This is a genomic window from Rhodococcus sp. MEB032 (genome assembly GCF_030208925.1).
GTDB lineage: Bacteria > Actinomycetota > Actinomycetes > Mycobacteriales > Mycobacteriaceae > Rhodococcus_F > Rhodococcus_F qingshengii.
The window spans coordinates 222,506-236,400 of record NZ_JARVSY010000010.1 but is presented as its reverse complement, the minus strand read 5'-3'; the positions used below and the strand labels follow the sequence as shown (position 1 = coordinate 236,400).

The 13,895-nt window shown below is 62.7% G+C and carries 12 protein-coding genes; 8 read left to right on the top strand and 4 right to left on the bottom strand.

Features of this window, described 5'->3' with window-relative positions; translation table 11 throughout:
* Positions 1 to 148 precede the first annotated feature (148 nt).
* Both ftsW and QRN54_RS11285 read left to right on the top strand, forming a co-directional pair.
* Complete coding sequence (ftsW, locus tag QRN54_RS11290; protein ID WP_223304427.1) at positions 149 to 1,492, top strand: putative lipid II flippase FtsW; 1,344 nt, start codon at positions 149 to 151, stop codon at positions 1,490 to 1,492.
* A gap of 114 nt (positions 1,493 to 1,606) precedes the next feature.
* Positions 1,607 to 2,239: a TetR family transcriptional regulator gene (locus QRN54_RS11285; RefSeq protein WP_007733896.1), complete on the top strand. Its 633-nt coding sequence runs from the start codon at positions 1,607 to 1,609 to the stop codon at positions 2,237 to 2,239.
* Positions 2,240 to 2,242: 3 nt separating this feature from the next.
* Here QRN54_RS11285 and QRN54_RS11280 read toward each other — a convergent pair whose 3' ends face one another.
* Positions 2,243 to 3,001, bottom strand: a complete 759-nt coding sequence (locus QRN54_RS11280; RefSeq protein WP_042922254.1) for an SDR family NAD(P)-dependent oxidoreductase — start codon at positions 2,999 to 3,001, stop codon at positions 2,243 to 2,245.
* A 131-nt stretch (positions 3,002 to 3,132) separates the two neighbouring features.
* Here QRN54_RS11280 and QRN54_RS11275 point away from each other — a divergent pair, with 131 nt between their 5' ends.
* Positions 3,133 to 3,873, top strand: a complete 741-nt coding sequence (locus QRN54_RS11275; RefSeq protein WP_007733901.1) for a VIT1/CCC1 transporter family protein — start codon at positions 3,133 to 3,135, stop codon at positions 3,871 to 3,873.
* A 54-nt stretch (positions 3,874 to 3,927) separates the two neighbouring features.
* On the opposite strand, the gene QRN54_RS11270 is transcribed toward QRN54_RS11275, so the two are convergent.
* From QRN54_RS11270 to QRN54_RS11260, 3 genes are all read right to left on the bottom strand, one after another.
* Positions 3,928 to 4,818, bottom strand: coding sequence for a universal stress protein (locus tag QRN54_RS11270; protein ID WP_063315860.1), 891 nt, complete (start codon positions 4,816 to 4,818; stop codon positions 3,928 to 3,930).
* Between the two features lie 49 nt (positions 4,819 to 4,867).
* Positions 4,868 to 6,403, bottom strand: a complete 1,536-nt coding sequence (locus tag QRN54_RS11265; RefSeq protein ID WP_064073414.1) for a CYTH and CHAD domain-containing protein — start codon at positions 6,401 to 6,403, stop codon at positions 4,868 to 4,870.
* Between the two features lie 75 nt (positions 6,404 to 6,478).
* Positions 6,479 to 7,402: a pseudouridine synthase gene (locus QRN54_RS11260; protein WP_081377549.1), complete on the bottom strand. Its 924-nt coding sequence runs from the start codon at positions 7,400 to 7,402 to the stop codon at positions 6,479 to 6,481.
* 140 nt (positions 7,403 to 7,542) lie between these two features.
* Here QRN54_RS11260 and QRN54_RS11255 point away from each other — a divergent pair, with 140 nt between their 5' ends.
* The 5 genes from QRN54_RS11255 to QRN54_RS11235 all read left to right on the top strand — a co-directional run bounded on the left by QRN54_RS11255 (position 7,543) and on the right by QRN54_RS11235 (position 13,894).
* Positions 7,543 to 9,570: a CocE/NonD family hydrolase gene (locus QRN54_RS11255; protein ID WP_064073412.1), complete on the top strand. Its 2,028-nt coding sequence runs from the start codon at positions 7,543 to 7,545 to the stop codon at positions 9,568 to 9,570.
* A 62-nt stretch (positions 9,571 to 9,632) separates the two neighbouring features.
* Positions 9,633 to 10,877 (top strand): DUF6986 family protein, encoded by a 1,245-nt coding sequence (locus tag QRN54_RS11250; protein WP_007733914.1) that lies wholly within the window; start codon positions 9,633 to 9,635, stop codon positions 10,875 to 10,877.
* 3 nt (positions 10,878 to 10,880) lie between these two features.
* The gene (gene alc, locus QRN54_RS11245) at positions 10,881 to 11,867 is read left to right on the top strand and encodes an allantoicase (protein WP_064073411.1); all 987 of its coding nucleotides are present in this window, start codon (positions 10,881 to 10,883) and stop codon (positions 11,865 to 11,867) included.
* Positions 11,868 to 11,883: 16 nt separating this feature from the next.
* A complete protein-coding gene (puuE, locus tag QRN54_RS11240) occupies positions 11,884 to 12,813 on the top strand; it encodes an allantoinase PuuE (RefSeq protein ID WP_064073410.1) in 930 nt (309 codons plus the stop codon).
* Between the two features lie 169 nt (positions 12,814 to 12,982).
* Positions 12,983 to 13,894, top strand: a complete 912-nt coding sequence (locus QRN54_RS11235; RefSeq protein WP_064073409.1) for an SDR family NAD(P)-dependent oxidoreductase — start codon at positions 12,983 to 12,985, stop codon at positions 13,892 to 13,894.
* Position 13,895: the final 1 nt, after the last annotated feature.

The window sequence follows — 13,895 nt, the reverse complement described above, 5'->3', positions numbered from 1 at the left end:
CGGTCGCAGTGAAGAAAAGCCCAACGGTCGCGGGAGTGGAGAGCCAGTTAACTCACCCCGTGGATCGTCGGACAAACGTGACCGCACATCGACACCCTTCCGCGCTCGAACGGCGATGTGGACCAATCGGCCTCTGTTCGATTTCCATATGATCGTCGGTCTGGTCGTGCTGATCGTCGCGTTCGGACTGCTGATGGTGCTGTCGTCTTCGGGCGTCGAATCCTATGTGTTGTCCGGGACGTCCTATGCCAGATTCTGGCCCCAGTGCATGTTCGCGGCGATCGGCTTGGTGATGTTCGTGGCAGTCGTGCGGTTGCCGACCGAAACGATGCGTAGAGCGTCCCCGTGGCTGCTGATCCTGTGTCTTGTTCTGCTTGTCCTGGTGCTGATTCCAGGTATCGGCTCGGAACAAATGGGTGCTCGCAGCTGGTTTGTGATCGCGGGCATTTCCTTCCAGCCGTCGGAGCTGGCCAAACTTGCTCTGGCGATCTGGTCCGCAGCGACGGTTGCGTCGTTCATGAAGGCGCGGATGGACGTCAACCGCGCGCTGCCGGTGATCGGCGGTACGACGTTGCTGGTTCTGGTTCTGGTGGTGTTGGAGAAGGACCTCGGAACCACCATCACCATCGGCATCATCTTCATGTCGGTGCTGTGGTTCGGGCTGTTCCGGATGAAGACATTCATCAGCCTCACACTCGGTTCCGCAGTCGCATTTCTCGTGCTCGGGCTTACTGCTGGTTACCGCTCGGATCGCATCAAGGCTTTCCTCAATCCTGATCTCGACCCGCAGGGTTTGAACTTCCAGAGCACTCAGGCCAAGTACGCACTGGCGAACGGAGGCATCTTCGGGCGCGGTCTAGGACAGTCCGACGCCAAATGGAGCTATCTCCCGCAGGCGCACAACGACTTCATTTTTGCCGTGATCGGTGAAGAGTTGGGTCTGGTCGGCGCGCTGATCGTCGTCGCTCTCTTTGCCGCGGTTCTGATCGTCGGGCTGCGGATCGCGAAACGGTCCACTGATCCGTTCCTCAAAGTCATGACAGCGACGGCAACGACGTTGATCGTCGTGCAGGCGTTCATCAACATCGCCTACGTCGTCGGCCTGATTCCGGTGACCGGTCTGCAACTACCGCTCATCTCGGCGGGCGGAACGTCGATGATCACCACCCTGCTGATGTTCGGGCTCATCGCGCACGCAGCCTTCCGTGAGCCCGAGGCTGTCGCCTCGGCCGAGAGCAGCGGTCGCGGCTGGATTCCTCTGGTCTTCGGCAAGCCTCGGTTCGGCATTGCCAAGAAGCCACAGACCGATCGACGGAGGCCGCCCGCTCGCCGCGCCCAGCCTGCTCCAACTGGGCAACGCCGACCGGAACGACGGGCACCACAACCCGACAGACGCCGGGCTCCAGCTCCGGGCCGACGCGCACCCTCTCGCGACTGGTCGGAAGATCCACGTAGACGCGGCCGATCCGATCGGCCGCGGCGCGCTTCCTGATCTGGGCCAGTTCCACTGGCGGGCAGTTCGGAAGCGGGCAGTCATGCACCCGACAATTGCGTTGGGCGGCTACATTGGGAGTCGGCAAAACGACGTCTAAAAAGGGTTGTGGACATGGCAGGTGGCGACAAGGCAGACCAGTCGGTGGTCGAACGTAGCTCGGTGACCGGACGTCGTACGACGCCGTCGCAGCGAGCGCGTTTTCGCCGGATTGTCGACGCCGCAATGGAATCCGCCTCCGAAGGCGGCTACGACGCGGTGCAGATGCGATCGGTGGCCGATCGCGCCGGCGTCGCGATCGGCACTGTTTACCGGTATTTCCCGTCCAAGAACCACATGCTTGTCGTCGCATTGTTGTGGATGTTCGAGGGTTTGCGTGACAGATTCCAAGACTTTGTAATCCCGGGCGAGACTCCGTCGGACCGGATTCTGTTTGTGCTGCGCAAGAATACGGAGGTCCTCGAGACCGATCACCTCCGTTACGAAGCGTTGGTTCGGGCGTACATGTTCGCGGACGCGTCGGCGACTCCGGAACTCAACGCGCTCGGTGGGGTCGTGACCGAGATGTTCGCGAAGGCGATCGGTGTCGAGGAAGTCTCGCAGCAGCAGTTGGACGCGGTGAAGGTGATCGACGACGTCTGGATGTCGAGTCTCGTCTCGTGGGTTGCGGGCCGGATGACGACGGACGAGGTGATGGCGCACCTGGAACTTGCCGTGCGACTGGTCTTTCGCAAGTTGGGCGGATAGCGCTCAGACGGTGTAGCCACCGTCGACGTTGAGCTTCTGACCGCTGATGAATCCGGCCGCGTCGCTTGCGAGGAAACATACTGCTTCGGCGATGTCGGCAGCTGATCCGAAGCGCTTCAACGGGATTCGGCTCATCGTCACGTCGAGCGCGTCCTGGTCGAGTTCGGCGGAGCTGATCAGGCGCTCCGCCATTCCGTCCGTCAACATGCCTGGTCCTACAGCGTTGAACCGGACGCCGTAGCGTCCCTCCTCTGCGGCGAATCCGCGAACAAGTTGTTCGACAGCCCCTTTGGTGCCAGCGGAGAGTCCGTCGCGCACGGGAAAGCGATCCGTTGCCGCGGTTGTCACCGCCACCACCGAACCCGAGGATGCACGCAGCGCAGGCAGGGCGGTGTGGACGAGGGTGAAGAACGCCGCGGCCTCCTGGTTCAGTTGTTCGGTGAAGAACGCCGGCGTCACACGTGAGAGGTGCGTCATCGGGACGTGCGGTCCCGCAGCGTGGACCAGCGTCGTCAATGTGCCCAGATCATCGACCGCATCGTTGACGGCGGCGCTGATCGACAACTCGTCGGTCAAGTCGAGAGAGTACGAGTGGGCGCGCACGCCATGCGCTCGAATCTGCTCGCTCAGTTGCTCGGCAGCGCCCTTGTTGTTTCGGTAGGTGAAGGCGACGTCGTGTCCGCGTTCGGCAAGGGTCAGGGCGATCGCCGACCCGATTCCACCGGTTCCGCCGCTGACAAAAGCGGTGCGTACTGCGCTCACAATGCCTCCAGATGTCTGCCGATTCCAAACCTAACAAATGCTTGGTTGGGGTGCCAATCGGAATATATCAGTGCGCGAAGGACAGGCTCAGATTGCTATCGCAACCGGACTGATCGTCCTAATCTGTTGCCATGTCCGGAGACAGTGTGCAGTTGACCGACGGGGCGCCCGGTGGGGAATCGGAACCTCACGCACCGAGTTTGAACAATCGCCTGAACTGGCTGCGTGCAGGTGTTCTGGGTGCAAACGACGGAATCGTCTCGACCGCAGGCCTCGTGGTCGGTGTTGCGGCAGCCACAACCGAGCGCTCAGCAATCTTCACAGCCGGTTTTGCTGGACTGGTTGCCGGCGCTGTGTCCATGGCGTTGGGCGAGTACGTCTCGGTCAGCGCTCAGCGGGATACCGAACGCGCACTCCTGCAGAAGGAGAAGAAGGAACTCCTCGAGACCCCGGAGGCTGAACTTCAGGAACTGACCGAGATCTACGAGAACAAGGGATTGAGTCCGGAGACGGCCCGCCGCGTCGCCGAAGAATTAACCGAGCACGACGCCTTCGCGGCGCACGTAGAAGTCGAATTGGGTATCGATCCAGACGATCTCACCAATCCGTGGCATGCAGCGATTTCGTCGGCAATCTCGTTCACGATCGGCGCGGCGATCCCGTTGGTCGCAATTCTGGTGCCGCCGACAGGCATCCGCGTCCCTATCGCATTTTTCGCGGTGCTGATCGCACTTGCGCTGACCGGGACGATCAGCGCGACGCTCGGCGGAGCTCGCAAGACCAGAGCGGTGCTACGCGTGGTGATCGGTGGCGCGCTGGCGATGGCCGTGACGTACGGAGTAGGTCAGTTGGTGGGCACGGGTCTCGCCTGACCCCTGCTGTGCGCCTTTATTAACCGCGGGGGGTTAATAAAGGCGCACAGCAATTCAGGCGCGACAGATCATGACCGGCCCTGGCGCATGGTGCAGCAGATTCTGGCTGGTGGAGCCCATCACGGCGCCCGCCATCGCACTGCGGCCGTGACTTCCGACAACTATCAACTGTGCGTCGTCGGCGTATTTGAGCATGACGGGAGCAGCGGCACCGGGTTCACTGATGCGGGTGACCGGCACGTCCGGGTACTGGTCGGCCATACCGGCTAGATTTTCCGCCAGTAGCGCCGATTCCTCCTGCTCGACAGCCTCCCAGTCGATCAGGATTCCCGCTCCGCCTTCGCGGAAGGTGGACGAGCCCTGCCAGGTGTGGACCGCGATGAGCGGCGCGTCGAACTGATCGGCATAACGAAACGCGTACTCGACGGCCTTCTTGCTCAACGCGCTTCCGTCGACTCCGACGATGACGGGACGCTGATCCGGACCGGGATTCTCCGCCGAACCACGCCACACGGTGACCGGACAGGTTGCATGATTGGCCACCTTCAGTGCGGTCGATCCGAGCAGCCGTGAGCGCAGTGCGCCCGATCCGGTCGACCCCATCACGATCAGGCGGGCGGTACCCGAGGATTCGAGGATATGCGTCGACGCCGGCCCTGGCGCGATCTCGGATTCGATGGTCAGTTCGGGGAATTCGGCCGAAATCACCGCGGCGGCGGCATCGACGATCGCTTCGCCGTCTTCGCGGATCTGGCTGAGGAACTGTGACTGCAACATCACTGCAGCGGGACTGTAGATCGGGCCCTCTTGCGGCAGGGCGTGCGCCAGAATCAGCCGTGAGTTCACCGCGTTCGCGACGGAGGCCGCCCACCGGGCCGCCGCCGTCGAGGCCTCGGATCCGTCGATACCGGCGACGACATCCTGGTGTCCTGCAAGTGTGTTCATGTCTACTCCCTCTGAAATGATCGAGATCGGTCGACTGTTTACAGCGAAGTCACCAGAGTGACGATGCTGATTTCACGGCTTCCTTCCACGTCTTGCGTAGCAGGGTCGATTGCCCGTCGGCTATTTCCAGTTCTCGTCGGTAGGCCATGCCCAATCCGAAACTGGTGAGCGAGGTATGCTCCTGCTCGGCTGCCATTGCAAGTAGATGATGTTGGGCGACAACGGAATCCTGGTGCTCGCCGAGAACATCCTGGAAGTGGCTGAAATGCTTCAGTGCGCGCTTCGCTCGGCTCTTCGACACGGGTTCCATGACCTCGATCGCGTACTTCATCCGCTTGGCTCCCTTGCGGGCGCGGTGCATTCGCTCGTCACGCTCGGTGCGGGTATCGGCATCGAAGACGTGATCGACCCGCTTACCGACCTTGTGTGCCAGGTGCCGCAGGGTATGGGCCAACTCTCGTGCCGATGCCTTCTTTCCGACGCGGTGGGTGGCGGTGTCGAATTCGAGGTCGCCGACGTACTCGTCGAGGCGATCGAGCAGCGTGGTGTATCGCTCGGAATCGAGCGCCTCGAGGGCTGTTTCCTGGGCGGTTTCACCACGTGCAGAGAAGAACTCGTCGATTCGAGCTCGCACAGCTTCTCGCTCGGGCATCTCGTCGATTTCGCCGAGGCGTTCCACAAGACGCTCCCACTGGACCTCGACGTCGCGGGCGTCACCGAACTTTCCACCGATCCACCGCAGATCCGTGATGAGATCGTCGGTCTTGGGGGAGTGGCCGGCGTACGACTGCAGAGCGCTGCGGATGCGACGTGCCGCAACCCGGAAGTCGTGAACGGCTTCGTCGTCGGCCCGACGCGTGCCGAGATCCGCGGCGACCAGTGCGCGCAATTGTTCGATGAGGTAATTACGCAACAAGATCCGCGGATTCGACGCCTTGCCCGAGGTGACCTCGTGACCGGCGTACGGTGTGACCGACGTGCCCAGTGCTCGTTTGAGTTTGGACGGACTCGCAGAGCGCTCCAGCCCGGCGTCCAGTAGAACCGACTCGATTGCATCGGCCAGCTCTTGCCCGCCTGCGCCTTGTTCGACCTCGACTTCCTGCCACGTGGACTCTCCGGAACCGTCTGCCTTGCAGGCGATGACGGTGTCGGAGACCACTTCGGCAAGCAGCACACCGTTTTCGCCGTTGAGCCTGGTGCGCTCCCGATCGGTGATGATCAGGGCGACCGGCACCAGATCGTGACCGCGAATGATCGCCCGGATCAGACTCGACAGCGGCGAGGGCACATCGGTGCTCTCGTCCGGGGGAAGTTGGATTTCGGTTCGAGTGTCCTGGCCTGCGGGAAGTTTCATGTGCCACCCCGCGTCGTCGCCACCCTCACGCTTGCGCAGCGTGATCTTCTCGGCCAGCAACCGGTAGTCCGCGGTGTCGAAGTAGGTGGCAGAGAGCTGTATCGAGTCGTGGACCGGTTCGCCGACAACACCGGGAAGTCCGCCCAAGGCGGGAACTTCCTGCTCGGCCGGCGCCTCGTACTTGCGCTCGATCTCCCGTACGGCTTCGGGTACGACGGCGGTCTTGCTCATCTGGTCTCCTCTTGCGGTGCGGTCTGCGCTTCCATCCTCCCGGTATCGGAGGCGCAGTGGAAGGGTCCGGGGTCCCTACGGCGAGTCGCCACGGCCTGATTCGTCCGGCCAGGACAGGGTCCGCCGACTTTCGAACCGTTGCAGCCGGCCGGTCTTCGGATCCTCGAACTCGAGAACCTTCGACAGCAGGCGCAGCGGGTTCGAATAATCTTCTGCGGCAACGTCGTAGAAGTCGGGATAGAAGTTGTCGCCGTGGATCGGGAGCCCGAGCGAGGTCATGTGCAGCCGAAGTTGATGGGTCTTGCCGGTATGGGGAGTCAACCGGTACCGCGCGAAGCCGTCTCGCGTTTCGATCAGTTCGATCCGCGACTCGCTGTTGGGTTCGCCCTCGATCTCCGCGGCCTTGAGCACGCCGCGTTCTTTCACGATGCGACTACGCACGACCACGGGGGTGCTCACCTGAGCGTCGTGACGCGCGATGGCCTCGTACTCCTTGGCGACGCGGCGCTCGGCGAACATGGTCTGGTAGTCGCGCCGGGCCGCCTGATGCACGGTGAACAGCAGCAGTCCCGCCGTGACGCGGTCGAGGCGATGAGCTGGACTCAGCTCCGGTAGTTCGAGGTCCCGACGCAAGCGGACCAACGCCGATTCGGCGATGTATCGCCCGCGCGGGGTGCTCGCCAGGAAATGCGGTTTGTCCACGACCAAGATGTTCTCGTCCCGGTAGAGGATGTCGATCTCGAACGGCACCCGCGTTTCGACGGGAGGGTCGCGGTACAGGTAGACGAACCGCCGGGGAGCAAAAGCGCTCGTCTCGGTGATTCCGACACCCTTCTCGTCGACGACCTCCCCGGCTGCGACCTTCTCCCGCAATCGGACGGCGTCCTGGGGGAACCGTTCGAGCAGGTAGTCGAGCGTCGTCGTCCACATGCCGTCGTCTGGCTGACGGATGCGACTGGGGTTCAGGCCGTCGCGGACGGGAAGCGGTGATCGTGACACATCTTCAAAGCTAGCCGTCCGGTCGGCATTCAGACCTATTGACGACATATGGGACGGAAGTTACTATCCGGTAAGTTCGTGACACCGGTCACTGTCGTGGGGGCAGGGCTGGGTCATCACAACAGAAAATTGGAGTTTTCGTGAGGACACGACTTCTACGTCGAAGGTCGACAACGATTGCGGTGGGGCTGTGCGTCGTGGGATTGGCGGTGCCGAGCGCCGTCGCTTCTGCGGATCCGACGGGAGGGTCGGACGGGCAGGCCTGGCTCGCGGCAACGGAGGCGACGCCGCAGTATCCGGGGGTCTCGATCGAGTGGGACGTGCCCATCACGATGAGTGACGGCACAGTTCTGCAAGCGAATGTGTACCGACCGGCGGATGCATCCGGGCGGGCCGTGGAATCGAAGACGCCATCGGTCCTCAACATCACGCCGTACACGAAACTGCTGGACACACTGGTGGATTCAGCTCTGTCGATCCCGCAGGTCGGTGAGACGCTGATGGACGTTGCGAACTCGCTCGACCTCGCGGCGCCGTTCGACGGCGTGTCGGAGTTGACGGGCGTCATCGCCGGCGGAGGCGCCAGGGTTCTCGGCGTCAACCGTGATCTGGTCCAGAACGGATACACGCAGGTAGTGGTCGACGCTCGTGGAACCGGCTTCTCCCAAGGTAATTGGGACGTGCTCGGTAAGCGCGAGCAACAGGATTCGGTCGAGGTCATCGACTGGATGAGCAAGCAGGGATGGTCCGACGGGAAAGTAGGGATGGCGGGCATCTCGTACTCCGCGATCAACTCGGTGCAGGCGGCGAGCAACAATCCATCTGCACTGAAGGCGATCTTCCCGGTCGAACCTGGCAACGATCTGCTGCGCGACATCGTCGGAACCGGTGGCGGCCTCGGAGTCGGGTTCATGCCGTTGTGGTTGACCGCGGTCAACGGGCTCAAACTCATCCCGAACGTTCAGGACATCCTGCAAGGAAACTTCGATCCCCTGTGGTTGGCGAGCCGCCTCGAGGATCCCGGTACGCTGATTCCCGAACTGGTGCAAGCGATGACGGCTCAGAGAATCGAGGACGTGTCGCCGTCGACTCTGCAAGTCGCGCAAGACGGGCAGTTCTATCAGGACCGAGCCGCTGACGTCGGCAACATCGCCGTTCCGACGATGGTCTACGGCGGTTGGCACGACATCTTCGCCAACAGTGAGCCGCGGATCTACAACGGAATCGATCTGCCGCCCGGGCAGAAGCAGTTGATCATGGGGAACGGCTATCACGTCACTCCCGGTGGAGGATTCGGCAAGGACGGTGCGCCGCCGCGCCTCGACGTACTCGAACGTGCGTGGTTCGACAAGTGGCTCAAGGGCATCGACAACGGAATCGATCGTTACGGTCCGGTGACGATGTTCCAGCAAGGCGGCGGATGGATCACGGACGATCAGTTCCCGCGAGCCGGTGCGAGCTACGAACGTATGTATCTGAACTCTGCGCCCAGCGGTACTGCCGCCCACGCAGCGTACGACGGTTCGCTGACGAATGACCCGCCCAGTGCCGCAGCGCGATTGACAGTCGCACCAGGACTGCGAGGCTTCTGCTCCGGTGACGGAACTCAGGGAACTGCCGGGATCTCCGTGGTGCTCGGTGCGACGTGTTCCAAGGATTCCCGATTCCAGGAAGCGGAGGGCCTGACGTTCACCGGTGAGGCAGTGACGGAGCCGACCTCACTCTCGGGCCCGATCAACGTCCACCTCGAGACCGTCCTGGACGCGACGGACGGATTCTGGGCAGCGACGGTCAACGACGTAGCACCGGACGGAACATCGACACCGATCACGAACGGCGCTCTGACTGCGTCGCTGCGGGCAGTCGACGATTCGAAGAGCACTCGCTCGGCCAACGGTGACTACAGTGAACCGCACCACTATCTGACGATCGACACGCGTCAGCCGGTGGTTCCCGGTGAGGTCACCACCGTCGACATCAACATGCTCCCGACGGACGCAGTGCTGCAACCGGGGCACCGGCTCCGCGTCGACGTCTACGCTGCCAGCGTGCCGCGATACCTGGCGCTCGGCCCGATGCTCGCCGACAGCCAACTCAAACCGCAGCACATCGAGTTGGCTGCAGACCGGCCGAGCTTCGTCAACGTTCCGTTCGTCGGGGGCCGCTGACTCGGATTGGATCGGCGGCGTGAGAACCTGCGGGCTCGCGGACGTTCTGAGAAGATCGTCCGATGACAGAATCCCGACTCTCCGCCGCCGTCCACGATCGTCTGGACGGACTTCTGGATCCGGTGGACGAGCGGCTCGCGGCGCAGTACCCGGGAAACCGTGACGAGATCCAACCCGTGCACACGATTTACGTCAGTGCCGCGGATGCAACCGTCGACACCCCTCGACTCTGGGGTGAGCAGGCGATCGCGCTTCTCGATTCCCATGCTCATGTGTTCGCCGATCTCGACACGGAGAATGCGCTCGCTGATGTGCGAGTTCAACTCGGCCGCAAGCCGGTCCAAGACTTTCGGATCGATTTCGAGGACGGGTACGGACGCCGCAGCGACGAAGAAGAAGACGATGCAGCGACGTCGGCCGGACAGACGCTTGCCGCGCTCAGCGCTGATCCTGCCGGGCCGAACTGGAGTGGAATCAGGTTCAAGGGGTTGCCGGCCGGTGAGCGTCGGCGCTCGATCAGGACGCTCGAGCTTGTGCTCGACGCGGCCGGCGGAGTGCCGGACGGATTTGTCTTCACCGTTCCCAAACTGCGCGCGGTGGAGCAGGTCACGGCGACGGTGTTGCTCTGCGAAGAGCTGGAGAAGGCGCACGGACTCGAGCTCGGTTCGCTTCGGTTCGAGTTGCAGATCGAGAGCCCGCAGGCGGTCATCGCGGCCGACGGAACGGTGGCAGTTGCTCAGGCGATCCATCGCGGTGCCGGTCGTCTGACCGGTTTGCATTACGGCACTTACGATTACAGTGCAGCTTGCGGAATTGCATCGCGTCATCAGTCGCTCGAACATCCGGTGGCAGACCACGCAAAGGCTGTCATGTTGGCTGCTGCCGCGCAGACCGGTGTCTGGGTGTGCGACGGGTCGACTCAGGTCGCGCCTGTCGGGAGCGCCACGGCGATCCGCGACGCGATCACTCGGCACCATCGCCTCGTCACGCGGTCCCTGGAACGCGGTTACTACCAGGGGTGGGACATGCACCCCGGGCATCTGGTCACCCGCTGGCTCGCCACGTTCGGCTTCTATCGCAACGCGCTCGGCGCCGCTGCCCCGCGCATCCAGTCGTACTTGGGGCGCCAAGGTGGCGACGTGATGGACGAACCTGCAACCGCCCAGGCGCTCGCAGCGGTGGTACTGCGCGGGCTCGACGCGGGGGCTTATCCGGAATCCGAAGTTCTCCGGCTCGCCCCGAGCGCCGACACCAACGCACTCCGTCACCTCGTAGGACGCACCACACCGATCACAGGAGAACACTGACCGATGAGCACCACCGAATTCACCTTGCTGCCCGATCTGGCACTGCGCACCCTCGGCGGAGCCGTCATCTGGGCGAACGACGAGGCGTTTGCCGAGCGTGAGGCCCTGATCCGCCCAGGAAAGGCCGGGTACCAGCCGGCGACGTTCGGTCACAAGGGGCAGGTGTACGACGGTTGGGAGACGCGTCGCCGCCGGGTGGCAGGCCATGACGAGGCGATCGTCCGACTCGGTGTTCCCGGAGTGGTGCGAGGCGTCGTGGTCGACACCGCGTGGTTCAAGGGCAATTACCCGCCCGAGATCTCGGTGGAAGCAATCTCGGTCGACGGGTATCCGGATCCCGCCGACCTGGCCGTATCCGGTGAGTGGACAACCATCGTCGAGCGCTCGACCGTGCATGGTGACTCGGAGAATCCGTTCTCGGTGACGTCGGAGGAGCGGTGGACGCACGTCAAGCTGACCATTTACCCGGACGGCGGCGTGGCGAGATTCCGTGTTCACGGCGAAGCGCGCCCGGACCCGCGTTTCCTCGATGCCGGGCCGTTGGACCTCGCAGCACTCGAAAACGGTGGCCGCGTGACCGATTGCTCCAACATGTTTTACAGCTCACCGCAGAACATCCTGTTTCCCGGACGCGCTGCTTCGATGGGTGACGGGTGGGAGACCGCCAGGCGCCGCGACAACGGAAACGACTGGGTGCAAGTACAACTCGCGGGTGAAGGCGTGCTGAGTTTCGTCGAGATCGACACCTCGTACTTCCTCGGAAACAGTCCAGGTGAGGGCGCTCTGACCGGGCGGACGTCGGAGGGGGAGTGGATCGAACTGTTGCCGCGCACGACGCTGCGTCCGGATACGCGCCATCGCTTTCCGATCGATTCCGAAGTCCAGGTCACCGATGTTCGCCTGGACATCTTCCCGGACGGTGGCCTGGCGCGGCTGAGAGTCTTCGGCGTACTCACCGACGCTGCTCGCGCTGTGATCTCCGGGCGCTGACGGTAAAGTTGTTGGCATGAGCGACTATCCGCGCGACGACTATCCCCGGGACATGGTGGGGTACGGCCCTCATCCGCCGCATCCGCACTGGCCCGGCGACGCGCGGATAGCGGTTCAGTTCGTGCTCAACTACGAAGAGGGAGCCGAGAACAACGTCCTGGACGGGGACGCGGCTTCGGAAACATTTCTGTCGGAAATGACTCCGGCAGAGGCATTTCCGAATCGACACATGAGCATGGAATCGCTGTACGAGTACGGCTCCCGGGCCGGGTTGTGGCGTGTACTGCGAACCTTCGAGCGGCGAAACCTGCCTCTCACAGTCTTTGCGGTGGCGCGGGCGATGCAGCGGAACCCCGAAGCAGTCAGTGCTTTTCAGGAGTTGGGCCACGAGATCGCGTGCCACGGATTACGTTGGAAGTCTTACCAATCCGTGGACATCGAGCGCGAACGCGCAGACATGGCCGAGGCAGTGCAGATTCTGCGAGATCTGACGGGTTCGGCGCCCCTCGGTTGGTACACCGGGCGCGATTCACCGAACACCCGCGAATTGGTGGTCGAGCACGGCGGCTTCGTCTACGACTCCGATTCGTACGCCGACGATCTGCCGTACTGGGTCGACGTTCCGCGTGGCGCAGAATCGGTGAAGCACCTGGTCGTTCCGTACACCCTTGACACCAACGACATGCGTTTCGCCTCTCCCGCAGGATTTCCCAGCGGTGATCAGTTCTTTGCGCACCTACGCGATGCCTTCGACGTGCTGTATGCGGAGGGGACGGCCGGATCGCCCAAGATGCTCTCGATCGGGTTGCACTGCCGCATAGTCGGCCGCCCTGCCCGTGCGGCCGCTCTCGAGCGATTTCTGGACCACGTGCAGTCACGCGAGAAGGTCTGGATCGCGCGGCGCATCGACATCGCCGAGCACTGGAAGACCGCGCACCCCGTTTAGATCACGGTCGGTCGACAAAAGACTTCATTCGAGCAGTCCGGGTACTGGTTCGACTGCCGCGTATTCCGCTATCGAATTCTAGGCCATTGACAACTGGCACGGTTGTGGATGACTCTTTGGAGATGGAGAAACACACAGCAGTCGAAGCGTCTTCAAGGTGAGCCGACCGGTGCCGACCAAGAAACCGACCAAGAACCGCGGATCGAAGTTGTCCCACAATGCCCGCGCAGTGGTGACCGGCGCCGGCAGCGGAATCGGCCGTGCCTTTTCGTTGGAGTTGGCGCGCAGAGGCGGTGAGGTGATCTGCGCGGATATCTCGCTGGAACGGGCCAAGGAAACAGTGGCACTCATCGATGAGATCGGTGGTACCGCGCACGCCGTCAAATGCGATGTGTCAATTCGTGAGCAGGTTCAGGACCTGGCGTTGTTCGCGGAACTCGAACTTGCGGGTCCGCTTTCGCTGGTGATCAACAATGCCGGGGTGGGTATCGGTGGAAAACCGGTGGGCGAGATCGGTTTCGACGATTGGGAGTGGGCACTCGGGATCAATCTGTGGGGTGTCGTGCACGGCTGTGAGATATTCGCTCCACAACTGCGTGCGAGCGGCGCCGGGGGATTCATCAACGTGGCCTCGGCTGCTGGGTTTGCGGCTGCGCCGCTGATGGCGCCCTACAACGTCGGTAAAGCCGCCGTGATGTCGCTCTCGGAGACCTTGTCCGCTGAACTTGCCGGTACGGGAGTGCGGGTGACGGTGCTGTGTCCGACCTTCGTCAAGACAAATGTTGCTCTCGACGGCCGAATCACCGCGGAAGCAACACAATTGGCGCAAGCGTTGATGCGGCGAACCGGCTTTTCGCCGGAGCGCATCGCCGTCACCACTCTCGACGCCTACGACAAGGGTCGACTCTACGTGGTGCCGCAGTTCGATGCGAAGGTGATCTGGCGACTCAAACGGTATCTACCCGTTGCATACACGTGGGGCTGTGGAGTTCTCAATCGCTTTGCACCGAAACAGAAGTCGGGATCATCTGGAACTTCGGCGGCGCCGGAGACGAACTCGCCGAGCACGAAAGGAGCGTGAC

Excerpts from the sequence above, each read along its gene's own strand:
- ftsW (WP_223304427.1), top strand. The coding sequence starts at position 149 with ATGATCGTCGGTCTGGTCGTGCTGATCGTCGCGTTCGGACTGCTGATG.
- alc (WP_064073411.1), top strand. The coding sequence starts at position 10,881 with ATGAGCACCACCGAATTCACCTTGCTGCCCGATCTGGCACTGCGCACC.
- QRN54_RS11285 (WP_007733896.1), top strand. The coding sequence starts at position 1,607 with ATGGCAGGTGGCGACAAGGCAGACCAGTCGGTGGTCGAACGTAGCTCG.
- QRN54_RS11250 (WP_007733914.1), top strand. The coding sequence starts at position 9,633 with ATGACAGAATCCCGACTCTCCGCCGCCGTCCACGATCGTCTGGACGGA.
- puuE (WP_064073410.1), top strand. The coding sequence starts at position 11,884 with ATGAGCGACTATCCGCGCGACGACTATCCCCGGGACATGGTGGGGTAC.
- QRN54_RS11265 (WP_064073414.1), bottom strand. The coding sequence starts at position 6,403 with ATGAGCAAGACCGCCGTCGTACCCGAAGCCGTACGGGAGATCGAGCGC.
- QRN54_RS11275 (WP_007733901.1), top strand. The coding sequence starts at position 3,133 with ATGTCCGGAGACAGTGTGCAGTTGACCGACGGGGCGCCCGGTGGGGAA.
- QRN54_RS11270 (WP_063315860.1), bottom strand. The coding sequence starts at position 4,818 with ATGAACACACTTGCAGGACACCAGGATGTCGTCGCCGGTATCGACGGA.